23 protein-coding genes are annotated in these 21,697 nt (G+C 35.8%); 10 read left to right on the top strand and 13 right to left on the bottom strand.

Features of this window, described 5'->3' with window-relative positions; all coding sequences use genetic code 11:
- Positions 1-161 precede the first annotated feature (161 nt).
- Positions 162-2,555 carry an ABC transporter permease gene (locus NMK93_RS06755; RefSeq protein WP_254528608.1) on the bottom strand — a complete coding sequence of 798 codons (2,394 nt, stop codon included), beginning with the start codon at positions 2,553-2,555 and terminating at the stop codon, positions 162-164.
- Between the two features lie 480 nt (positions 2,556-3,035).
- Between NMK93_RS06755 and NMK93_RS06750 the strand changes: the two genes are divergently transcribed.
- Together NMK93_RS06750 and NMK93_RS06745 are read left to right on the top strand one after the other, a co-directional pair.
- Positions 3,036-3,434 carry a hypothetical protein gene (locus NMK93_RS06750; RefSeq protein ID WP_254528606.1) on the top strand — a complete coding sequence of 133 codons (399 nt, stop codon included), beginning with the start codon at positions 3,036-3,038 and terminating at the stop codon, positions 3,432-3,434.
- Between the two features lie 56 nt (positions 3,435-3,490).
- Positions 3,491-3,949 (top strand): CPBP family glutamic-type intramembrane protease, encoded by a 459-nt coding sequence (locus NMK93_RS06745; RefSeq protein ID WP_254528604.1) that lies wholly within the window; start codon positions 3,491-3,493, stop codon positions 3,947-3,949.
- Between the two features lie 120 nt (positions 3,950-4,069).
- Here NMK93_RS06745 and NMK93_RS06740 read toward each other — a convergent pair whose 3' ends face one another.
- A complete protein-coding gene (locus NMK93_RS06740) occupies positions 4,070-4,282 on the bottom strand; it encodes a helix-turn-helix domain-containing protein (protein ID WP_254528602.1) in 213 nt (70 codons plus the stop codon).
- 1 nt (position 4,283) lies between these two features.
- Positions 4,284-4,409 (bottom strand): hypothetical protein, encoded by a 126-nt coding sequence (locus NMK93_RS19700; protein ID WP_302328330.1) that lies wholly within the window; start codon positions 4,407-4,409, stop codon positions 4,284-4,286.
- A 92-nt stretch (positions 4,410-4,501) separates the two neighbouring features.
- On the opposite strand from NMK93_RS19700, the gene NMK93_RS06735 reads away from it, so the two are divergent.
- Positions 4,502-5,140 (top strand): peroxiredoxin-like family protein, encoded by a 639-nt coding sequence (locus NMK93_RS06735; RefSeq protein WP_254528600.1) that lies wholly within the window; start codon positions 4,502-4,504, stop codon positions 5,138-5,140.
- Positions 5,141-5,295: 155 nt separating this feature from the next.
- On the opposite strand, the gene NMK93_RS06730 is transcribed toward NMK93_RS06735, so the two are convergent.
- The gene (locus tag NMK93_RS06730) at positions 5,296-6,732 is read right to left on the bottom strand and encodes a TlpA disulfide reductase family protein (RefSeq protein WP_254528598.1); all 1,437 of its coding nucleotides are present in this window, start codon (positions 6,730-6,732) and stop codon (positions 5,296-5,298) included.
- 260 nt (positions 6,733-6,992) lie between these two features.
- On the opposite strand from NMK93_RS06730, the gene NMK93_RS06725 reads away from it, so the two are divergent.
- Positions 6,993-9,230: a S41 family peptidase gene (locus tag NMK93_RS06725; protein ID WP_254528596.1), complete on the top strand. Its 2,238-nt coding sequence runs from the start codon at positions 6,993-6,995 to the stop codon at positions 9,228-9,230.
- Between the two features lie 8 nt (positions 9,231-9,238).
- Here NMK93_RS06725 and NMK93_RS06720 read toward each other — a convergent pair whose 3' ends face one another.
- Entirely contained in the window at positions 9,239-9,961 is a 723-nt protein-coding gene (locus NMK93_RS06720) for a hypothetical protein (protein WP_254528594.1), read from the bottom strand.
- A 370-nt stretch (positions 9,962-10,331) separates the two neighbouring features.
- Between NMK93_RS06720 and NMK93_RS06715 the strand changes: the two genes are divergently transcribed.
- Positions 10,332-10,646, top strand: a complete 315-nt coding sequence (locus tag NMK93_RS06715; RefSeq protein WP_185218793.1) for an energy transducer TonB — start codon at positions 10,332-10,334, stop codon at positions 10,644-10,646.
- 19 nt (positions 10,647-10,665) lie between these two features.
- Here NMK93_RS06715 and NMK93_RS06710 read toward each other — a convergent pair whose 3' ends face one another.
- Positions 10,666-12,864, bottom strand: a complete 2,199-nt coding sequence (locus tag NMK93_RS06710) for a TlpA disulfide reductase family protein (RefSeq protein ID WP_254528592.1) — start codon at positions 12,862-12,864, stop codon at positions 10,666-10,668.
- 118 nt (positions 12,865-12,982) lie between these two features.
- Positions 12,983-13,507 (bottom strand): DinB family protein, encoded by a 525-nt coding sequence (locus tag NMK93_RS06705; protein ID WP_254528590.1) that lies wholly within the window; start codon positions 13,505-13,507, stop codon positions 12,983-12,985.
- Positions 13,508-13,674: 167 nt separating this feature from the next.
- Between NMK93_RS06705 and NMK93_RS06700 the strand changes: the two genes are divergently transcribed.
- From NMK93_RS06700 to NMK93_RS06690, 3 genes are all read left to right on the top strand, one after another.
- Positions 13,675-14,196: a hypothetical protein gene (locus NMK93_RS06700; protein WP_254528589.1), complete on the top strand. Its 522-nt coding sequence runs from the start codon at positions 13,675-13,677 to the stop codon at positions 14,194-14,196.
- A gap of 270 nt (positions 14,197-14,466) precedes the next feature.
- Positions 14,467-14,676: a hypothetical protein gene (locus tag NMK93_RS06695; RefSeq protein ID WP_254528587.1), complete on the top strand. Its 210-nt coding sequence runs from the start codon at positions 14,467-14,469 to the stop codon at positions 14,674-14,676.
- Entirely contained in the window at positions 14,673-15,326 is a 654-nt protein-coding gene (locus NMK93_RS06690) for a sigma-70 family RNA polymerase sigma factor (protein WP_254528585.1), read from the top strand. The genes NMK93_RS06695 and NMK93_RS06690 overlap by 4 nt, the downstream gene beginning before the upstream one ends.
- 101 nt (positions 15,327-15,427) lie before the next feature.
- Here NMK93_RS06690 and NMK93_RS06685 read toward each other — a convergent pair whose 3' ends face one another.
- The 6 genes from NMK93_RS06685 to NMK93_RS06660 form a co-directional block, all read right to left on the bottom strand.
- Complete coding sequence (locus NMK93_RS06685) at positions 15,428-15,856, bottom strand: hypothetical protein (protein ID WP_254528583.1); 429 nt, start codon at positions 15,854-15,856, stop codon at positions 15,428-15,430.
- A gap of 143 nt (positions 15,857-15,999) precedes the next feature.
- The gene (locus NMK93_RS06680) at positions 16,000-16,293 is read right to left on the bottom strand and encodes a hypothetical protein (RefSeq protein ID WP_254528581.1); all 294 of its coding nucleotides are present in this window, start codon (positions 16,291-16,293) and stop codon (positions 16,000-16,002) included.
- A 7-nt stretch (positions 16,294-16,300) separates the two neighbouring features.
- The gene (locus NMK93_RS06675; protein ID WP_254528579.1) at positions 16,301-16,918 is read right to left on the bottom strand and encodes a M17 family peptidase N-terminal domain-containing protein; all 618 of its coding nucleotides are present in this window, start codon (positions 16,916-16,918) and stop codon (positions 16,301-16,303) included.
- Positions 16,919-17,288: 370 nt separating this feature from the next.
- Positions 17,289-17,456, bottom strand: a complete 168-nt coding sequence (locus tag NMK93_RS06670) for a helix-turn-helix transcriptional regulator (RefSeq protein WP_254528577.1) — start codon at positions 17,454-17,456, stop codon at positions 17,289-17,291.
- Positions 17,457-17,915, bottom strand: coding sequence for a response regulator transcription factor (locus NMK93_RS06665; RefSeq protein ID WP_254528575.1), 459 nt, complete (start codon positions 17,913-17,915; stop codon positions 17,457-17,459).
- Positions 17,916-17,918: 3 nt separating this feature from the next.
- Entirely contained in the window at positions 17,919-19,769 is a 1,851-nt protein-coding gene (locus NMK93_RS06660; RefSeq protein WP_254528573.1) for a sensor histidine kinase, read from the bottom strand.
- Between the two features lie 239 nt (positions 19,770-20,008).
- Between NMK93_RS06660 and NMK93_RS06655 the strand changes: the two genes are divergently transcribed.
- A complete protein-coding gene (locus NMK93_RS06655) occupies positions 20,009-21,082 on the top strand; it encodes a hypothetical protein (protein WP_254528571.1) in 1,074 nt (357 codons plus the stop codon).
- Positions 21,083-21,287: 205 nt separating this feature from the next.
- The gene (locus tag NMK93_RS06650) at positions 21,288-21,665 is read left to right on the top strand and encodes a hypothetical protein (protein ID WP_254528569.1); all 378 of its coding nucleotides are present in this window, start codon (positions 21,288-21,290) and stop codon (positions 21,663-21,665) included.
- Positions 21,666-21,697: the final 32 nt, after the last annotated feature.

The raw sequence follows: 21,697 nt of genomic DNA, 5'->3' as shown, positions 1-21,697 counted from the left end.
ACCCCAAAAGGGGTTATATCTCTAAAATAAAAAAAACATTTTTTGCCTTCCAGTTTGCTGTCATCACCTTCCAATAAATTTTACTGAAATATTTCCTTCTCAGTATTACACAAAAAGTCTTAACTTCATTCCATAAATAAATCCCAACTATAAAACCAAACCTATTCATCCCTTAGACTTTCTACTGGATTAGCTCTTGCCGCTTTAATTGAAAGAAAAGCCATTGTTAGAAAAGCAATTAACAAAGTTGCTAAGGCCGGAATAAAAAACATCCATATTTTTAACGGGACCTTATAACTGAAATCCGACAACCAATGATTGATAGCCCACCATGCTATGGGTGTTGCAATTAAGATGGAAATCAAAATTAATATTACATAATCTACTGAAAGTAGTTTGACTATTCCACTGACCGTACTTCCCAAAACTTTTCTTATTCCAATTTCTTTAGTCCTTTGGAAAGTCGCAATGGTTATCAATCCAATTAAACCTAAACAGCTTAAAAATATGGTGATTACGGCTGATGAATTAATGATTTTTGAAAATTTCCTCTCGTTTTCATACAAGTTTTTCATCTTATCATCATAGAACTGAAGATTAAATGAGCCGTCTTTATAAAATGCTTTCCATTCTTTTTCTATAGTTGATAAAGCTTCATTCCAGTCCTTGGTATTTTGGGAAAGTTTAATGTTCATATATCCAAGTGAAAGTGGCCAGTTGGTTGCAATAAACGAAATTGGCCTAATTTCTGAATGTAATGTTTGACTATTGAAATCGTCATATACTCCAACAATTTCTCTTGTTTTGCTTTCATTTGTTTGAATCCTTTTACCTATCGCTGAACTCGGTTTATCAAAACCTAGCATTTCTGCAGTTCTTTTAGTAATGGCTATATTGCTAATGGAATCCTTAACTGTTAGATCTCTTCCAGCAAGAAGTTTAAGATTAAAAAGCCTTCCGTATCTTTCATTTACCCCTTTATTGGACGTCTGGATTTTTTGGCCCTCAAAACTTTCTATAAATAGTGAACTGACTCCATTTTCTAATGGTAAACGACCTAATGCAACATCTTGTATTTTGGGATTTGATTTTAAGATATCCACAAGTACATTTGGATCCTTACTTAATCCAGAACGAATTGTTTTTGGAAGCTGAATGTTTACGATAGCATTGTGCTCAAACCCCAAATCTTTATTCATCATAAATTTTAACTGTAACCCAATCAGTAAAGAAGTAACAACAAAAAATTGAGCCACGACAAACTGTAGAACGATTAATACTTTTTTAATAGATAGATTACCAAATTTAATGTGGGTTAGGGATTTATGTTTCAGGACTTCCACGACCTGAACTTTATTCGCTAAATAAATCGGATAGATGCTTGTACAAGCTACAAGTACAATCAATAAAATTGTTAGGAATAAAGCAACTTCTTTAATATCATTTACAAAATGAAAGTTTTCCGGTACATATTCTTGAATTTGAGAAAAGATTAAATCCTTTAAAAAGAATGCTAAGAAGAAAGATATCAGACATATAATAATGGTCTCTAAAACAAAAGTCAATGCTAGATGTTTTGGACGTTCGCCCATCGTTTTACGAATGCCAATATCCTTTGCTCTTTCCGGAATCTGGGAGGTAGAAATATTAATAAAATTGATGACAGATAAACCCAATAGAAAAACTGCAATTCCGATGATTCCATAGAGCGTTTTTTTATCAACCGAATTATCCATAAAAGAACTGAAGTGAACCTCTGATAATGGTACAAAAACAAACTTCATTTTTCCAGATATCTTTCCATTTGAAAGTTCTGATTCAAGTCTATCGTTGATAATCTTTAAAAGGTTTGTTTTGTTTATTTCAGAGCTCACTTTAATAAACAATTGGTTTTGGGAAGAACCTCCCAAAAAACCTGTTCTACTCCAATCATTTTTATCTATGGCAATAAATTCTTTTCCTGAAAAATTACTCGCTGAATTGAGATCTTCTACAATTCCGGTGACCGTGTATTGTATAGTATCATAAACGACAGTTTTCCCTATGACCTCTTCAGGATTCAATTCGGGAAAGTAAAATTTTGACCTTGACGAGGTTAAAATTACTTCGAATGGACTGCTGAAGATTTTTTGTTTACTGCCCGAAAGCCATTTATAGTTTACTAGATCAAAATAATTTCTGTTAACTGCTTCTAAATAATCAGGAGAGTTATGAATGGAGAACTCATCTTCTTCATGATCAATGATTACTTCCTTAACGTATTTACCATAGATTGGAACGGACAATTCGCTATTAGAAACATAATCTTCAATAAACGGGGCAAGACCCAAAGGTGCATAATTTGAAAATGATTCGTTCCCATCAATAGTTTCTTGTAAAATTACTTTATATACATGCTCCCTTTCCGATAGATTCTTATCAAAACTGAATTCATAATTTACAAATCTGAAAATAACCCAGCAAACGGAAATTCCAATTGCCAACCCAACTATATTTAGGCTAGTAAAAAATTTGTTTCGCCACAGATGTCGAATAATTTGATTAAGCTTTTTCATATTTTGCGTTTATTTCAGTTTTTATATCATTTGGCAATCTATGCCTAGCATTAGCTCTATTATCTCATAAGTGTGTTTCGAATCTTAAAACATCCTTTCTACAATTTTTAGATTAGCAGGTTATAAGATTCTTTCTATGGATTAATAATATTTAAAAGCTATTAATATTTTTACCAACAATCAGTCTGCCATTCCAACACATTACTGATTATCAATGAAATAGAAAATTCCTTTATTTCATTATTGTTCACTATCGGACAAGGTTCTGTCCAGTATTGAACGGTAAACATCTAAAAACCAGAGAAGATGTTCTAGTTGATCCTATAGACTTATAGACATGGCTAAAGAACCATTTAACAGTCAATGAGTAACGCGTAATTGAGGTTTTTCATTATCTTTAAAATTAAGTAGGTGTATCACTCAAACTGAACAGAGCGTCTATTTGATGAGAATTTACTAAACGAATAGAAATTATATTACATGAGAATACTCTTAACTTTATTGGTTTTTCTAGTTTTTGGCAAGCCTTCATTTGGCCAGAACAGCCTAAGCATAGATAGAGTGTCTACTCCTTCCTTATTGATGGAAGATGGAAATAGCAAAAAGGGAATGGACTTACAAAAGTTTGTAGAATCGATTTATATTAATGCCAGCCTTTTGTATAACAATTCATTGCCTAGCCTTAAATCTGGAGAATATTATGTAATAATCGACAAGGGGGATACGACACAGACTGTACGATCAATGACATCTGATCTAAAAGGTTTATCGGTAGAAAATTTAGAGGAATTCTCCTATAAAAAATCATTGGTCTCAGACGTACTTCATGGTTCTTTTGGGAGATTATTCGGAATAGTAACCATAAAACTGAAAGAATAAAAAATTACTAAAAAAGTATTGTTTTTATATTTTTATACTTTGGAGAATAATAATCAATGTTCAATTTAAAACCAATCCCAAGTCAGCAAAACTTAAAATACTTTTTCTGGTTTTTAATTTTAAAACTCATTATCGGAGCTATTACAAGTGGAATCGCTTATCTAATCGATCCTTCATCACTTCATAATCCAGCAGATGATTATGGAATACTATTTAGAATATCTCTGTTATTAATATTTGCTCCAATAATTGAAACTCTAATCCATCAATTCCTGGTCATTGAAATATTAAGAAAGATAAAGATCCCTCCTGGCCTAATCATCTCTTTTTCCGCAATCCTTTTTGGGTTGACTCACCATTACCACATTTTTTATATGATTGCTACTACGATCAGTGGTCTTATTTATGCCTTATATTATTTAAAATTAAGGCCTCAAGGGATATTTAACGCTATTTTAGGAGTAGCCGGATTACACTTCTTTACAAACCTTGTCGCATTGCTTAGCGACCTATAAAGGTTCTCTATTAAGAAATATTTATAGCATCCATTTACACTCGCCAAATCCATTTCCCTAGACATGAAAATAGCGATAATAGGCAGCCACAATGTTGGCAAAACTATCTAAACCAAGTATTTAGTCCTTATTTGTTTGTTCTACCAGAACCTTTCCCCAATCATTCAATTTCCACAACACCTCCACTAATTTTTCTCCGAGTTCTGTAAGGGAATATTCGACACGGGGTGGTAGTTCATTATAGATTTTCTTGGTTAAGATCCCATCTTGTTCCAGCTCTTTTAAATGTTGGTTTAGAACCCTTCTATCCACTTTTGCGATTCCCCGTAGCATTTCACTCGGTCGCTTCGCCCTCGTTTATACGCCATACGATTGGAACTTTCCATTTAGCACTGATTGCATTTACAGCAAATTCCAATGGACACACTTTTTCTTCGATCGTCCGACCCTTTGTTTTCATAAAATTGACTTTTTTATCCCATAGGGATAATAATATGCGGTATTGCAGATCTAATATTAGTTTTAAATCTTTGCTAAAACAGAAATCAAGATATGAAAAATTTAGAGCATCAGATTAGCGAATTAAATGAAAATTTAGCAAAACAACTCCCCTCCGAAGTTTTAGAGGTATTCGGTAAATCTATCCAAGACCTGAAAGCTAAAAATTTGGAAGACGGAAGTATCAAAGTAGGCGATCGGTTTCCTGATTTTTCTCTACCGAATACAAATAAAAAGATTGTGGTGCTAAAAGAACTTTTACAAAAAGGAAAGGTGATCATAGCTTTTTTCCGTGGCAATTGGTGCCCTTACTGCGATCTTGAATTGAAAGCATTTCAGGATGATTTGAAACAGATTGAAGACAAAAATGTTACGCTCATTGCTATTTCACCTCAATCTTCCTATCATAGTGAAGAACTCAAAAATAATCATAATTTAGGTTTTGAGTTATTGACCGACAAAAACAATGCTTTGGCTAAACAACTTGGTATCGCCTTCGAACTTCAGAATTACGCCATCTCGACTTATAGCAGCTTAGGGATAGAGTTGTCAGAATACAATAACATCGATACAAATGAACTACCTGTGCCAGCGGTTTTTGTGATAGACAAAAATGGGAGCATAACTCATAAGTTTATTGATAGCAACTATATGAACCGGATAAATATAGAAGAACTGATGAGGAAAATATGACCGAAGTGAAAAGAAAGAGTGCAAGTAGAACAAAAGATATTTCAACTGAAATACTAACCCAGCCTATTAGAGGGAAAATTGAAACCGCTAACCTCGTAGAATAATTAGCAATCGACCAACTCCTTATCCTTGAGCCAGTTGGGTCAATTTGCGGCTTATAAGGCTGATTTGATCCAACTATCAATCTTATTGTAAAGTTCTTGAGGGAGTGTTTCAGAATGCTTTATTTCACCGTTCTTATCGATCAACATATAATGAGGAATTGCATCGATGTTATTTCTATCGTTAATTAATTTTTGCTGGGCTTTTGTAATATAGAAATGCTCACCTGTTAGTTTTTCCGTAAAATTATGCCATAGAGTAAGGTCAGACGTTTCATCGGTGAGATACAAGAAAACAACATCTTTATTGTTTTTATATTTATCCTTGAGTGGTTTTATGGTTTCAAAAGCTGATATGCAAGGACCACACCATGTAGCCCAAAAATCTATTAATACAACCTTCCCCTTATATTTAGCGATGATATCTTGGAATACATCTTCTTTTTCAGGGAATGGCAAGTAGTGTATATTGGAAGCAAGAGCTTGGGATGTATTGAGTTCATTTTGGCGGAGCAGGCTGGTCTTGTAAATAATATTATTAAAATAATTTAGGATGTCAACTTGCTGGGCAGTTGTTAAACCAGTGCCTGAGGCCAGCTTTTCTAAATAGGCAATTGCAATCAGATGTTCATAGAATTCCCTTTCATCTGAACCCAAGCTACTTTTAAATATGCGCTTTAGATAGTCTTGATATTTAATTGGACCTACTTTCAATAAATCAGGGAGGTCAAGGACAGAATCACGCAAGAACTCTTTATATACGAAATTTGACATGGGGAGATCCATGTCCAATAATGCTGCTTTATCTTGGAAAACTGCTTGATAAAATTCAAATCTCCTTTCCAGATTAGTGTCTATCAACAGTTCCTTTTTTGTACTTAATGCATATAATATTTCGGTAATTTCGATTACATCAGAACCTATTTCTCGAATGAAGGTGTTTTCCGTCGATGAATTTAAATGGGCCTTCTTCTTTATGGTTCTTTCCTTTACGTAATCCATCAATCCATTCACATTTTTTACATCAAACGTTTTCCGTGTCCAGGTATCTACGTCATTTTGAATAAAAAAATAGTTCTTGAATAAATCCGCATACTGATCGGAGTTCTGAAAAAGTGTTTTATAGCCTCCTAAATAATTAATCACGAAATTATCTTCCTTATCAAAGACAAATTCTATGGTATCGTTTCTATTAGATTCAATAAAGGTTGAATAATATTTATTGTTTAAGATGAAATAATAACTGGTCAGGTAGGGATTGAAGAATTTGGCAAAATAAGTTGAATCATTGAGTTTCTCAAGCTTCAAAAGACGCTCCCCCGTGGGAGCATCTCCTTTACCAAAGGATTGTAGGTCGAAATCTTCCGGATAATTCCCCTTTAATTGAAATTGAATGCTGCTGTAACCTGGTTGATCCTTCTTTTGAGCATTAGCTTTAATTGATGGTAGGACGAATAAACAAATAATTAAAGCAAGGAAAGTAGTTCGCATAGAAGAAAATTTAGTGGTTTACAAAAGCTTAATTACCTTAATTTAGCGATTTATAATGAAAAGTTTAGGTAATAATCAAAAGAATCCACATCAAAGAACATCTACGGGGAGCTTATAATGGTTGTTGAAAATTATTTCTGTATTAATTAGTGAATAGTTATCTCGGATATTATTACTTCACATATTATTTAGTTATTTTTAATTTATTAGCACATAGATTAATTTACTAACTATAGACCAATCTTTTATTGAAGCCTATTATGAAAATACACTTCATAAATTTCTTAATTATCTTTCTTATTCCAATCTATGGATGTTCTCAAAATCTAAACAGATCAAATGATCAATATTTAAACCTGGACTTTGAAAAATTCAATAATGGATATCCAACCAATTGGGCAGATTTCGGAGATGGCGATTACAAAATCTATATCGATTCCAATCAGGTTAAAAGCGGAAAATATGCTACCGTAATCGAGAGCACTGAAGGTAACCATGTATATAAGGCTCTGGCTTTTACCCTTCCCAATAACTATCAGGGTAAAACCATTCGTCTGACCGGCAGTATCAAAACAGAAGGCGTGACAGATGGTTATGCAGGCCTTTGGATGCGAATAGATCCTCAGCTTGCTTTTGACAACATGGACAAACGAGGGGTAAAAGGCAATTCAGATTGGAAGGAATATGAAATAACTTTAAAATTAAATCCTGCGAAAACGGAAAGAATCCTAATTGGAGGATTACTTACTGGGAAAGGAAAAATGTGGTTAGATAATTTACAGGTTTCAATCGATGGAAAAATAATTGGGAAAGATGAAATCGAAATATATAAACGTGATTTACTTCCAGCTGATAAGGATAATGAATTTGACAAGGGTTCAAATATTACTTTCCCTACATTGACCAATGAATCCATCAACAACCTGGAATTGCTTGGTAGAATTTGGGGATTCATGAAATACCATCACCCAGAAATTGCAAAAGGAAAGTATAATTGGGATTATGAATTGTTCAGGATCTTACCTCCATATGTAAATGCAAAAAATAACCAGGAACGCGATAAGGTTATTACAACATGGATTGAAAAATATGGGAAAATAGCAGCTTGCACGACCTGTAAACCTAGCCCAGAAAATGCTGTTTTAAAGCCTGACCTATCTTGGATTGAGAAATCAAACCTATCAAATGAAATTAAAGTCTTGCTGAATGAGATCTACAACAACAGGAATCAAGGTGAAAACTATTATATTAAACTCCATCAATTCGTTAACAATCCTGATTTCACTAACGAGAAACCATACAGCAATATGCCCTATCCTGATGCTGGCTTTAGATTATTGGCTCTATACAAGTATTGGAATATGATGAACTACTTTAATCCCTACAAACCTCTGACTGAAAAAGATTGGAACACGGTATTGAAAGAATATATTCCAGGATTCCTAAATGCTGAAAATGAGTTGGAATATGAGCTGCTGGCCTTGCAAATCATTGCTGACGTCAAAGATACACATGCCAATTTAAGGGAAGGCGGAGATAAGATACAGGAATTAAGGGGCAAGAACTTTGCTCCTTTCAAAGCGGAATTCATCGAGGACAAATATGTTGTGACGGATTATTATAATCCTGAATACGTAGATCAAGCTAAGTTAAAGGTCGGCGATATCATAACCCATATCAACGGAAAGGAAATTGATTCGATAGTGGACAGTTTAGCAAGGTATTATCCGTCTTCCAATCATTCCGTTATGCTAAGAGATATTTCTGCAGACCTGCTAAGATCAACAAACAGTTCCTTGCATATTAAGTATGTGACAGAAGGCAAAAGCCTTCAGCATGAACTCCCATTATTTGATAGAGCAAAACTAAAGATGTATGGCATGTACAGGATCAATCAAGATGAAAAAGCATATAAGATCTTAGATGGAAATATTGGTTATATCACATTAGCAAATATCAAAAATGAGGACTTCCATATGATCAAAAAATATTTTAAGGATACAAAGGGTATTATCATTGATATCAGGAACTATCCTTCCAGTTTTGCTCCATATGCATTGGGACCATTTTTTCTGTCAAAACCTACAGCATTTACAAAATTTACCTTTGCAAACCCGAAAAACCCTGGAGAATTTACTTTCACCCATCCTGTGACCATTAATCACGATCCATTATATTATAAAGGGAAATTGATCATTTTGGTCAATGAAATATCCCAAAGCCAAGCTGAATTTACGGCAATGGCCTTCAGAGCAGTGAGCAATTCAAAGATTGTCGGGAGTACCACAGCTGGAGCTGATGGAAATGTTTCCGTAATCTTATTGCCTGGTGGATTGAGGACCTCGATTTCTGGGATTGGGGTTTATTACCCTGATGGAACTGAAACCCAAAGGGTGGGCATTATTCCAGATATAATCGTAAAACCTACCATTAAAGGAATCAAAGAAGGTAAAGATGAAGTTTTAGATAAAGCCCTTGAGCTGATAAATATGAATTAAGAACCTATTTATTTCGTAGTAATGATTGCTACTCCATTTTTAGCTCTTTCGCCATAAAGTGAGTCTGCCTTTTGCTGATTTAGGATTTCGAAAGATTTAATCCTTTTTGGATTGCTTCTTTCAAAACGGCTGTAGTCCTCTTCTTTTCCATTTACGAATAGCAATGGTACTCCTATACGCTTTATTGCGCCGTTCTTTTTTTCCCAAGCATCCCAACCGCTAGGACCTATCCTCTGTTGGTATCTAAGGCGCGTCTTCAATTGGTATTCAGCATCTGCTAAGGTCATGAGTAATCGCTCTTGAGCACTCCTTCGATCAATCACGGTTTCAATCTCTTCTAAATACTTATGGAAGCTTTCTAATTCTGCCGCAGACATCCCAGGTTCGTAACTGGAGATCTTATGGCTTCGACCAGCAGTTCTATACGTGATTTCAAAAGGGAAAAAACCGGTTTTTTGATTATTATTTGATTGAACACTTAGAAGTTTGGTCTTATCAACTAACCTGAGAAACTTTGTTTTCTCTTTACCTGATAATGGCAATTTATGATAGGTACCACTTGTACTATCCTTCCTACCTAGATTAGGACGAATTTGCTGCCATAGAAAGAGTGAATCATTGGAATACTCCAATTCAGCGATCCTTAGATACGTTAATTCGGATGATTTTATTTGGCCTTGACTAATATAAGGGATTAAAAATATGATAAATATGGATAGTAATATTTTCATAAATGGTATTAATTAAGGATGGTTATTAATATAGCTAGACTAATGGTTTTGATATCGTAATTATTAAATAAAAACTCTATCTTAACCTAATCCTTTAATTAGGATTAAATTTTACAGAAAGTTACATAAAATTTTAATCTTATTTCGATAACTTAAGGTTTTAACCAACCAAAGGAATTAATAACCTAAAAACAATTTAACCAATATGAACCCTTTAAATAAATATACTGTCCTGCTTATATTGTCCATTTGCTCTATCAGTCCCCTATTCGGACAAACCTGGATTCAAAAATCTTTTAGCCAAGCCATCGAGAGCGTGATGATGAGGCAATATATTGAAGATTCATCCTTAACCAATAAATTTCAACCTGTGGATAAGAACGCTGTACCTACAATTGGGCCTCATGATTTTGTCCAAAAAATTAATAATAGCTATCGATTTCCAAACGATGCAGTAGACCATAAAGTTGAGGGCTATGTGGAAGTAAGATTTTATGTAGATGAAAATGGAAATGCCATGGACTATAAAATAGTTCAAGACCTGGGCTACGGAACAGGACCTGAACTCGTAAAGAGACTAAAAACCCATGAATCATGGTTTCCAGCAAAATACAAAGGAAAAGATATAGGCGTATGGATTAATTACGTCCTATATCTAAATTTCCGTGATCTCACAATCAATTAATAATATGATCTGATTTCTTTTATAAGCTTACAAATTCCTCAACCAAGCTTTTCCAATCTTGTCCAAATTCAATTGGAATCATTTTTCCTTCAGGACTGATCAGCACCTTTGATGGATAGCCAGTAATCTTGTAATCAGTCTGTACTTTTCCATCTGAGATCAAAACGGGGAAGCTGTATTTATTCTTACTGATAAAGTTTTTAAGATCAGTTTCCTGATCATAACAAGAGATTGTCAAGATCTTTAATTTATCCTCCATCAAGGCATATTTCTTTTCATAGAGCGTGTTAAATTCAGGAAGCTCTGCGACACATGGCCCACACCATGTTCCCCAGAAGTCGATAAAGGTCCATTTGCCTTCAAAATGAGAAGGTGCAACTTCTTGACCTGCCAGATCTTTCAACAAGAATGCGGGTGCATTTTCAAGTTTTGGAAAAACATCAGATTTCAAAAAACTTGAAAAGCTAGCTTTATCATAGTTCCCATGATAAAATTGCTTCAACATGGAGAAGCTCTTGGCCGGAGATTTTGCAAATTCTGAAATATACTCTTTGAGAACAGAATCCTTCCCAGAACGCTTACCCAATTCAGCTAAGTAAACCTCCGAATAGTCCTTCTTTGCCCCAGTAAAAACGTTGTCGTAGAAACTTTGGTATTCATATTCATTATTCCCTTTTGAAGATAAATCATAAGCCTTTTTCAAATATAATGCTCCCAATTCTGGATCCTTATCTTTTATTGCCTCAAACAACGAAAAATTCACAAAGGCTAGATGGGCCTTATTGATCAGCCTTTTGTCCTTGATTTTATCCTCAGCAAGGACTGCCAGCCTTTTTTCGAGTTTTTTATACTCCTCAGTATCGGTTCTGCCATTGACAAATTGTTTTTGAATCAACAAAATAATATATCGCCCAACATTTCCATCCTTCCATTCATTATCATTCAATGCAAACATTTCATCAATACCCTTTTGGATTGCTTGATTATCTGAAGATCCCTTATATGTAGACCAGACTTTCATTGGGCCAATGAAGCGCTTTTCTCGATCAGTTAATTTCGTAAAAATAGCATCCATGCGATCCATACTACTTTGGTTATTTGATTTGACGTGTTGAGATAAACCCGATTGTAAATAATCATAAAGGTAATCATCGGTTAGCAAAGCAGTGGTTTCCAGGAAGTCTTCCATGGCCAAGCTATCAATTCTAACCTTATTGATAAGATGGTAGGTATTGACAAGAATCTTTGAAGGTGTTTTCATCAGAACACGTTCATAATTAACGTAGTCTTTCCTGGTTTGATAGGTAGGTAATATTATTTTTAAATAATTGGGATTAGTACCAAACTGTTGCCCATAATCACTGATATATTGTTCGAATTTGACGCTATCAACTTCTTGGTTATGTCTGAAATGCTTACTTCTATAACTACCTTTTAAGACCATGGCACTAAATTGCGGATCCAGTTTTTCCACTCTTGTCCCCTCCTCTCTATTAACTACTGATAGCTGACTATATTTATAAGTATTACCATCAATAGTTGCTGTCCCAGCTGCTTTGGCATTTTTTGCTATTATATATTTAGTTTTAGGATCAAACCTGATTTCGGAAGTTTTCAGACTGTCTTTGCTATTCGTTCTTTCAACTACCCAAGCCTTCTTATTTCTTTCTTTTATTTTATAGGTAAATGCCCCTAATTGAAATTCAGATTGCTTTAATTGCTCTGGTTTAACATGGGCAAAGTCATTGAAATAGACATCGTTAAAAAGGCTTTCATAGCTATTGTTAATTAAAAAAAACTCATCCTTTAAAAGGGTTAAATTAAATTCCTCCTTTAAATTTGTCAATTTTTGGTTGAATGCTGCAGTATCCTGGACAAGGACTTTATTCTCAAAAGTTAAAGGGTAGTTTATATAGAATTGGACAAATCCTAAAAAATTGGGTGAACTCCCTAGCCCATCAAGTAATTCGGCAGTTTTTAGCGTAGAGAAATTTACGGATTGATCCTTTAGATCAATTTCTTCCTTGCCATCCAAGCTCAATTCCAGTTGTTTTTGTTTTTCTGTATTCCTGGATTCACGAACAGAAATATAAAAAGTCGTTTGTGTGGATTGGTCATTACTGACATTCGTCTCCACAATCTTATAATGGATTGGAAATTTTTGCGCAAAAGCCACCTGGGCGAATAGGACAAAAAGGAAAATAGCAATATTCTTCATGGCATAATAATTAGTTAATTAAATATAACTCCTAAAGAGGATATTACCAAAACCTTAACCTTTTATTAACTATTGAAAAATATTGCTAGTTTATTTACCGGAATTAAGATAGTTCTTATTAATAAGCAATACTATTATCCACATCATATTTCATTCCGGGATAATCCAAGATTCTACGCATCAAAGCCATCTGTCCGCACAAGTAGTCTTCTCGACCAATGCACATGCCTACAAAGTTTAATTTATCCTCTTTAATAAAGGGTATCTGCATTCCCATCTCGAACGTTTCAGCCAAAGTTGCATCATCAGCTTCCAACAAGGCTTGATAAACTTTTGGTGAAATCTGATGGAAATTATCAAGCAATTGCTTTAATGTTGGGTACTCCTTTTGTGTATCCAAGGTCTTTCCCATATAAAATAGATCCTGATAAGGATCCTCTTCTTTTAATCCTAAGATGTTTCCCATACTATAGCGCACATTTACATAATTTCCGGCCATCCAAACCAGATGGTTTGTCCGATTATCAATTCTCTTGAGTGCGTTCTCTTCCGAAATACCGTCTAGGACATTGATAAAGGTTTGGGTATGCATTCTATAAGCGGGAATAATGATGTTCAATTGTGCTGATTTTGCTGTATCCATGATAATTAATTTATTAGTGTATATCAAAGTTAGCCCTTACGGAAAGAGAAATACTTGTCCTATGGCAAGAATTCCCTCTCTATTAAATAATGAAATAATTCACGAATGAAGAACAACTAATATTTAGATTTAACTTTACTATAAACTTAACGGTGAACCCCTGAATAATGGAAAATCTAGAACTAACCACTTTCATCTTAAAAGAAAAGAAATACAGCATCCGCGATATCAACAAGATAGATACCTCCCAATTTATCCCAATTAAAGATATTTCTCAGCTAGACCCTGAAAAGTTAGACCGAGATTATATAGATGGTGTTCTGTATATGAAATTCAATGGGGAGACAATTATGGATTTCACTTTCTGGGACGATATTGTAGATCTTTGGCATTACTTTATCAATTCCCTGGAGGAGGTGATCATACAGAATGAAAGCAATTTTTCATTTCCGAGCCAGCCGCTGCCGGTTTCCATTAAAATCGTTAAGGACAGGATTCGGATGGTAATAGATGATAAATCGATCAATATGAAGGCGGACCAATTTCTGGAAGTTATGCTTCAGGAGGCCATTACATTCTTTACGGCAATGATGTCATTATTTCCAAGACAGGAAGCTGAATTCCATCAAACGATATTAAGGATTTATAAAATAAAACTTAGCTCAGAAGAAAGATTTACAGCCTATTAAAGTGGCTTTTTTCAAATATTTCAAAATTCCTTGTAACCTTTCTCGATGTCATTTACCCTAAATAAATACAAACGAATTAAAAAGGTAAAAACATGGAAAATACTATCAAAAATCACACACTGAATTCAACATTCAATTTATTGAAATATGTCTTTGTCGTGGTCCCCATAGTGGCGGGAGCTGACAAATTCACTAACTTAACTTACAAATTGGGAACAGTATGTCAATCCTTCGATTGCTGATCTCCTCCCCTTTTCTGCAGCCTTGTTTATGAAGATTGTGGGGGTAATTGAAATAGTAGCTGGTTTAATCGTATTCAAGAAACCAGAATTAGGAGGATTTATCGTTTCGGCTTGGCTTACGTTGATCGCCCTTTCCTTATTGGCCGGATTTAACTATGTAGATGTTGCAGTTCGGGATTTGGTGATGGCCATTGCGGCATTATCCATGGCTAGATTGGCAAAAATCGCAGGACAATGATAAAAGAACAATTTGAACAATTAACAGAGGTTGAAATCATCGATCGGGTCTTAGATGGCGACAAACCGCTTTATGAAATTATTGTAAGGCGGTTTAATACCTACCTATATAAAATTGGACGATCGTACAACTACAACCATGAAGATACCCAAGACCTGATGCAGGACACTTATATTGATGCCTTTAAGTGCTTGGCTCAATTTAAGCAGGGTTCAAGCTTCAAGACTTGGATCATCAGGATCATGCTCAACAATTGCTACAGGAAGAAAAATAAGTTCAGTTTCAAGAAAGAAACTGTCAATGAGATTATCAACGAAAATGAAATGCCTATGTTCAATTCAACCAACGATGCGCAAAAGGAGATCTTTAGCCATGAACTGGGGAAAATTATCGAAGCGTCCCTATTGAGGATTCCTGAGGACTACAGAATGGTTTTCTCCCTACGTGAAATCAATGGGTTGAATGTAGCAGAAACCTCTTCCCTACTTGACATCAGTGAAGCGAATGTAAAAGTGCGTTTAAATCGTGCAAAGGCTATGCTCAGGACTGAAATCGAAAAAACTTATTCGTCAGAGGAACTATTTGAATTTAATCTCTGCTATTGCAATCCTTTTACGGAGAGAGTCATGAAAAAGATCCATGAGATTTAGTGCAGCTTTATTTATATATCCATATCTATTATTTGATAAAAATGCGAAGTTTTCACTTCGCATTTTTTGCCTTAATATGGAAAAGTTAAGGTCAATAGTCTTTATTGTTTTGATCCCTCGAAACTGTACATTTCCTCTCCTTCAGCAGTTACCTTTGATACAAAAGACAACGCTTTGTTAGAATTGGAATAGACTAATATTCCCTGAGGTTCTGAGCTTTCAGTCAATATCCCTCTACCGGAATTATTGTACACCTGAACTTCTTTTACTGGAAGTTTTAAGCTGCTGTTTTTTACAGTAACCTTGACCTTATTGTCACTTACTTTGCTAATTTCTAGCAGTTCATTAAATTTTTTCTCTCCACCTACGATATCAATGGTTCCTTTGAAGGTTCCGATCACTTCGTCAATACTGCCTGAACCAGTTTCTGGCTCCTTTTCATCCTTGGAACAGCTAGTAAACAACATAGTCATGCCCACAAACATCAAGCAAATGGAAAAAATAGCTTTTAAATTTTTATCTCTTTTCATATTGAATAATTAAATCTTCTGGTTCGGAAGAAAGTTTGATTGAATACAGCAAAATTATCACCCGAAGAAATAAAATTCAATACCTGCAAACCGGTATAATAATACCCCTGTTTTTAGTTACCAAAAACAAATTGTCCAAATACCTATCCTTTATCATCAACAATCTTCTCATAGGTTCTTTCGCCCTTTTCATTGATCATGACCAAACCAGAGCCCCCTTCATTATTCAAAAAGAAATAACTGATGTTTCCTTTCGGATGGCTAAATTTGATATGGGTTCCTTTGCTGTCCAGTTCTAGCACTGCAGATGGGAAATCAGGATTAGGATTCTGGAGTTTTATGGAAGGAAAACCATTTTCAATCGAGATGATCAATCTAGAAACACCTGCTGCATCTGTGATGTGCAATTCTTCGGCCTTGAGTATTTTCTTGGACATATACGATCTAATTATTGTTGATTAACTTTTGAAAATTCCCTCTGAATTTATCTGCCTTAACATCAAAATCCGTATATCCTGCATCAAAAAACCATTTCTTGATGGAAGGAGCTTTGACCAAACCGAGTTGGTGAAATTGTTCTTGCCTATCGATACGTTCCTTTAAAGCGGAAAGCATCTGCAAGGAAAAATCTCCATCCGGCTCAATACCACTATCCAATATACTCGGTGCAATCGCTACACTTTCCAGATTTAGTTGATAAGCTAACCTAGTAGCAACACTTACCGCATCGGCACTCGTCTGTCCAGACCAATCTTCCGGTCTTCCCAAACCAATTATGAGCAATCTTTCAGATTTGATCTTCCCAAGGCTTTGTTCAATCAATAAGGTATCCAGATAATTTCCGGTAAAGGCTTTCTGATCCCTTAAAGTAAACAGTAATCCGTCCATGGCATCATTAAGATGCAACAGCCCGCCTACAGGTTCCTTTTGGTTTATTTCGTGGGTAAATAAACAGGCACAACTTAAGTCAACCTCAGCCATGGAGGCATCCCAAGTAACTAATTCTATTTCTACGGATTTGTAAGTGCCGATTTGGCTTCTTTGAAAAGATGGATTTGACATAATATTTAAATCGAAAAGAAATTTTAATAATTCTGTGATTAAATTTTATAATCAAAACATTAGGCTTCCAAAAATGTTTTCCAGAAAAATAATTATTGCAAATTCATTTCTTTTTCACAATTCGTTCAGAATTAGAAATGTGTAAAAGAGAGATTCAGAGCGCAGCGAAGAATCTATTTTTTATTTTTTTAAGAATTCTTGTCTTCTAGAATCGTAAGATGAGAGAACTATTTTTCTTTTTTTGTATGCCGGTAAAGAGGATTATTTGAAAAAGATTTCCCCCCTAGGGGTTATCCGAATGACGATTCAGCCTACTACAAACATTTCACCTGGTTTTTTCCATAATCCAAGCCAAGTTCTCCAATAAAAATCATTCATCCAATCCCAAATCCTTTATCTTCTGCAGGAGATTAACGGTCTTGTTAACATTGAATTTTTGCATCAGATTCCTGCGATGGGTGTCTACCGTAAATGGACTGACAAACATAATTTCAGCAATCTGCACCGAACTCAAACCTTCAGAAAGGTATTTTATCACCTACTTTTCTCGTCGGGTAATGGGTGGGAATTCCTCGGATAGGTTTACCTTCGAACTCCCCAAACTTTTTTGCGCATTCAAATCCAGGTAGACACCACCTTCATAAATATGGTTTATCGCCTTAACGATTTCGTCCATTGCCGCACTCTTAAGCAAATACCCTGATGCACCGCCATTTAACATCCTCAAAATGATGTTCCTATCATCCAGATTGCTCAGGGCCAAGATTTGTAAATCGGGATGCTCCTGCTTCAATTCGACACAAAGATCAATGCCATTCCCATCCGGCAATTGAATGTCTAACAGTAGTACATCAACCTCCACTTTCGAGATGATATTCCGAAGTTCTTTAGCTGAGGATGTGGAGCCTATTATTTCAATAGTATTGTGTGCGGCAAGATAACTTGTCAATCCTTGGGTAATCAAGGGATGATCATCGCAAATAACAGTTCTAATCATAATTTACAATTGACATTCAATAATTATATGTGTTCCTTCTCCAGGTTGGGAATCAATCTTCAATGTCCCTCCTATGCTCTTCAATCGGGATTCCAGATTATCCAAACCCATATTTCGCTGTATACTTTCAGGGTTAAAACCCTTTCCATTGTCTTCCGCTTCAATCATCAGGAAACCATTTTCTACTGAACATTGCAGCAATATTTTTGTTGCCTGGGCATGTCGGACCGCATTGGTGACCAATTCCTGTACAATCCTATAAATAGAGAGTTGAATATTCTTGTCCTTTATTCCCTCCAACCCCTGTCCATAATAGGAAATTGGGCTACTGCCGGATTGCATGGATTGACAAAAATGTCTAATCGCTTCATCCAAACCATTCCTTTTCAATACCGAAGGCTCTAAATTTTGGGCCGTATGCCGCAAATCGGTGATGACAGTCTCCAACTCATTGACTACAGTGGGTAGGTCATTTTGTTCCGAATCCCGAGCAATCCGTTCCACATTCATTTTCAATCCCGTTACCCTACCTAAAAGCCCATCATGAAGTTCTCTGGCCAAGCGTTTTCGTTCTTGCTCTTCCCCATCGACCAATGCCTTTGCCACATCGATTTCACGCTGTTGTTTGAGTAAAAGGGTATCCTTCATATTCCGTTTTTTCCGAGCATTCCAGGCATACCAGACCCAGAGGCCAAAAATACTGGTCAACAGGATCCCTCCCAGTAAGATTGCCCTGTTCAGGATATTGCGGTTTTCGAGCAGAACGATCTCCTGCTCCTTTTCCTTTGTCCGATAACGAGTTTCCAGCTCCGCCATTTGCTTTTTAAAATCCAATGAACTCAAGCTATCACTCATTTGCTTATGCTTTCGGATAATTTGATATGCAGCTCCCATATTCCCTAATTTCGCCTCCATTTCCGCAAGGTCACTCATAAGACCTAATCGGTTCTTGGTCATAGCTGACCCTCTTGGATCGCGCAATAATTCTTCGAGCTCAACCTTCGCGGCTTGATAATTTTCAATCAAATTATATACAACAACCTTTTCATACTTTAAATAATAGAAATCCCAATAGGAATTATATTCCTGAGCCCATTCCAATCCTTTCTCGATACTTTTCAAGGCCTCCAGATAATTTTTCTGTTGAATCAGGGACCTCGACTTATTCTTGTAATATGCAGCAGCTAGTTTCTTGTCCTCCAACTTATTCAATAATTTCTCTGCTTTACCCAAAACACGGTCTCCCTTTTCTATTTCCCCCATCGCGTAGAATAAATCAAACATATTGAGATAGGTAAATAATAGGTTTCCTGACTCCTGTTCAGGCGTCCGGACCAAAGAGACAGCCTTTTCAAAATAATCTAAAGCCTTCTGGTATTCTTTATTGTTATAGAATACCATCCCTACATCTGTAAAATAACTCAATAACAGATCATTATCCCCCGATTTTATGGCAAAAGGGATACAATAGGTCAAAGTGATGTCCAAAAATGATTTATCGTTATCTGCCTGCTGCTCAAGCGAACCGTAATTATGCCACAATCTTGCCCGATAGCCGTAAGCAGCAGGCTTATCTATATCCTTGAGGAATTTTTCAGCCTCCATGTAGAGCTTCTGACTTTTTGGATTGTCATAGCCATAGTAAATCCCAGCTTCATAAAACAGATAGATTCCTCGCAAGAAATCTTTCCCTTCGACAAAAGGCTGGGCTTGCCTAAGCGTCTCAAAGGCTTTTGCTGTATCGCGATAGGACCAGTAATCGGAAAGATTTACCAAAGCAGTAAATTTTTCTTCCTTGGTTTTGGCCTGCTCGAGATTCGACTGTAATGCAGGAAGTTCCTGTCCACTCGCCATAAGATGTAGCAGAATCAAAAATAAGACAGCAATATGAACGCGAACGACAGGCATAAGTATGCATTAAGATACATGGATTTTATCAAAAATGTTACGCTTATAATTAAAACTACTGGAAAACTAGTAGAAGGTTTTAGTCAGTTTATAGTATTGCTATAAAAATGGTCTGGATTTAACTTTGTATTAAGCTTTTAAAAACTGCAAAATTAATCCAGTTTACACGAAATAAAGGACGACCCATGCTTATAAGAACAATAAAAACAATCTTCCCCTTCATCATTGCCATTATCCTTTCTTTAACTGCTTGTAGCAAAGATGACATCATGGGAAGCGATGGCAAGGCAATAAAAAACCTACCGGGAAGCATATATTGGTATTTTGCAGGTGAAGTGGGCTACATGGATTTTGGTTCAGGAAAATATAATGACAAATGGATTGGGATCGGCCCTGGAAATTCCAGGTATGATAGTTATGACATTAGTTGGGACAATAAAAAGACCCTGCTGACCATGGATGTTGAAGGTGCCTTTAATTTTACGGAAAGAAGATTTGTCCTTCGGGATAAAGGTGCAAAAATGGATTACAGTTCACTACAGGACGGAAAAAATGTTTTTGATATCACCTATGAAGCAGATGATATTGAAATTACCGATGCTCATATCTCCCCAAATGAAAAATACCTCGTATTAGATGCTCAACATTTTGCGGATATGCCAATAACCATCATTGACGCGGCAAACGGCAATTTTATTAATTCCTGGTATGTGAAGGGGGTAAGTTTCTTGAATTATGGCATCCCAGTCTGGACTGCAGACAATACCGTCTTTTTCAGGATTGGCAATTCGGTTTATAAGAGTTCTGCGGCAGATGGTTTTAAGACCGCTCCGAATGTCTTTACCCAAAGTGGAATTAGCTCTGTTACTGTCAATCCGCAAGGTACAAAACTGGCATTCCGTAAGGATAGACACCTATGGATGTGCAATATAGATGGAAGGGACATGAAGCAGATCACGACCAGTGAATTATCAGAGGTGATCAGCTACGATGGCGAACACCGGCCTACCTTCTCCCCTGATGGAAAATACATAGCCTTTACAGGAGCGAGTAAAGGAGGAACTCCTTGGAGCGACCATGACTATGCTGATGGCTCATGGGTTGCATCTGTCGGTGGAAAATATGGATATATCGTAATCATTCCTGCCGATGGAAAAATGTATGATCTGGAGAAAAAGGATAGTGGAGCAATTTGGCTGAAACAACCTGATGCCGATTATGCAGGCGTGCCTTGCAGTGCAAATCTGATCTGGAGATAAAACAATGTATGATTCAACCTATCTAGGATAGGCTTCTCATAGTAATAAACAAAGTTTCAAAGAAGCAAACAGGCCAAATGGTCTGTTTGCTTTCTTATTTTATTAAAAAATATATTCTCAAATCAATTATAGCCTATAATATTCTTCATAACCTTTTTATAACATTTTAGATTTTCTTAGTTTTATAATTATCAAAACTGATAAAATGAGTACCCAAATCGTAATCATCTTTGTGCTTGCCTTGCTTTCTGTATCCATCATTGATACCTTAGGTTCAATTATCGCTTTCAGATTCAAACTCAATTACGCTTATTTCATCATCTTTTCATTTGCTATCTATTTTCTAAGTGGCTTTTTTTTATCCATGTTTGCTTCTGCCAATACCGTACTTTTTTTATCCGGCATGGTTGGCTTTTATGATGGTACTGTTGGGGTAGAAATTGCCAAGCGCTTCAATGGATACCAAGAGCCCGATCTAAAACTTATCGAAAAAAATAAAAACATACTTGGAATAGTATCATTTTGTCTAGCTCTTATTTTTGGCGGATTAGGTAGATTCCTCTATACATTAATGGCTGGATAATCCATAGACATTCCCTAAAAATACCTACCAAT

The organism is Sphingobacterium sp. LZ7M1 (assembly GCF_024296865.1).
Lineage (GTDB): Bacteria > Bacteroidota > Bacteroidia > Sphingobacteriales > Sphingobacteriaceae > Sphingobacterium.
Note: the sequence above shows the minus strand (reverse complement) of the source record. Positions and strands in the feature narration are given on the sequence as shown.

Coding starts and splice junctions, on each gene's coding strand:
- NMK93_RS06755 (WP_254528608.1), bottom strand. CDS start 2,555: ATGAAAAAGCTTAATCAAATTATTCGACATCTGTGGCGAAACAAATTT.
- NMK93_RS06750 (WP_254528606.1), top strand. CDS start 3,036: ATGAGAATACTCTTAACTTTATTGGTTTTTCTAGTTTTTGGCAAGCCT.
- NMK93_RS06745 (WP_254528604.1), top strand. CDS start 3,491: ATGTTCAATTTAAAACCAATCCCAAGTCAGCAAAACTTAAAATACTTT.
- NMK93_RS06740 (WP_254528602.1), bottom strand. CDS start 4,282: ATGCTACGGGGAATCGCAAAAGTGGATAGAAGGGTTCTAAACCAACAT.
- NMK93_RS19700 (WP_302328330.1), bottom strand. CDS start 4,409: ATGAAAACAAAGGGTCGGACGATCGAAGAAAAAGTGTGTCCATTGGAA.
- NMK93_RS06735 (WP_254528600.1), top strand. CDS start 4,502: ATGAAAAATTTAGAGCATCAGATTAGCGAATTAAATGAAAATTTAGCA.
- NMK93_RS06730 (WP_254528598.1), bottom strand. CDS start 6,732: ATGCGAACTACTTTCCTTGCTTTAATTATTTGTTTATTCGTCCTACCA.
- NMK93_RS06725 (WP_254528596.1), top strand. CDS start 6,993: ATGAAAATACACTTCATAAATTTCTTAATTATCTTTCTTATTCCAATC.
- NMK93_RS06720 (WP_254528594.1), bottom strand. CDS start 9,961: ATGAAAATATTACTATCCATATTTATCATATTTTTAATCCCTTATATT.
- NMK93_RS06710 (WP_254528592.1), bottom strand. CDS start 12,864: ATGAAGAATATTGCTATTTTCCTTTTTGTCCTATTCGCCCAGGTGGCT.
- NMK93_RS06705 (WP_254528590.1), bottom strand. CDS start 13,507: ATGGATACAGCAAAATCAGCACAATTGAACATCATTATTCCCGCTTAT.
- NMK93_RS06700 (WP_254528589.1), top strand. CDS start 13,675: ATGGAAAATCTAGAACTAACCACTTTCATCTTAAAAGAAAAGAAATAC.
- NMK93_RS06695 (WP_254528587.1), top strand. CDS start 14,467: ATGAAGATTGTGGGGGTAATTGAAATAGTAGCTGGTTTAATCGTATTC.
- NMK93_RS06690 (WP_254528585.1), top strand. CDS start 14,673: ATGATAAAAGAACAATTTGAACAATTAACAGAGGTTGAAATCATCGAT.
- NMK93_RS06685 (WP_254528583.1), bottom strand. CDS start 15,856: ATGAAAAGAGATAAAAATTTAAAAGCTATTTTTTCCATTTGCTTGATG.
- NMK93_RS06680 (WP_254528581.1), bottom strand. CDS start 16,293: ATGTCCAAGAAAATACTCAAGGCCGAAGAATTGCACATCACAGATGCA.
- NMK93_RS06675 (WP_254528579.1), bottom strand. CDS start 16,918: ATGTCAAATCCATCTTTTCAAAGAAGCCAAATCGGCACTTACAAATCC.
- NMK93_RS06665 (WP_254528575.1), bottom strand. CDS start 17,915: ATGATTAGAACTGTTATTTGCGATGATCATCCCTTGATTACCCAAGGA.
- NMK93_RS06660 (WP_254528573.1), bottom strand. CDS start 19,769: ATGGCGAGTGGACAGGAACTTCCTGCATTACAGTCGAATCTCGAGCAG.
- NMK93_RS06655 (WP_254528571.1), top strand. CDS start 20,009: ATGCTTATAAGAACAATAAAAACAATCTTCCCCTTCATCATTGCCATT.
- NMK93_RS06650 (WP_254528569.1), top strand. CDS start 21,288: ATGAGTACCCAAATCGTAATCATCTTTGTGCTTGCCTTGCTTTCTGTA.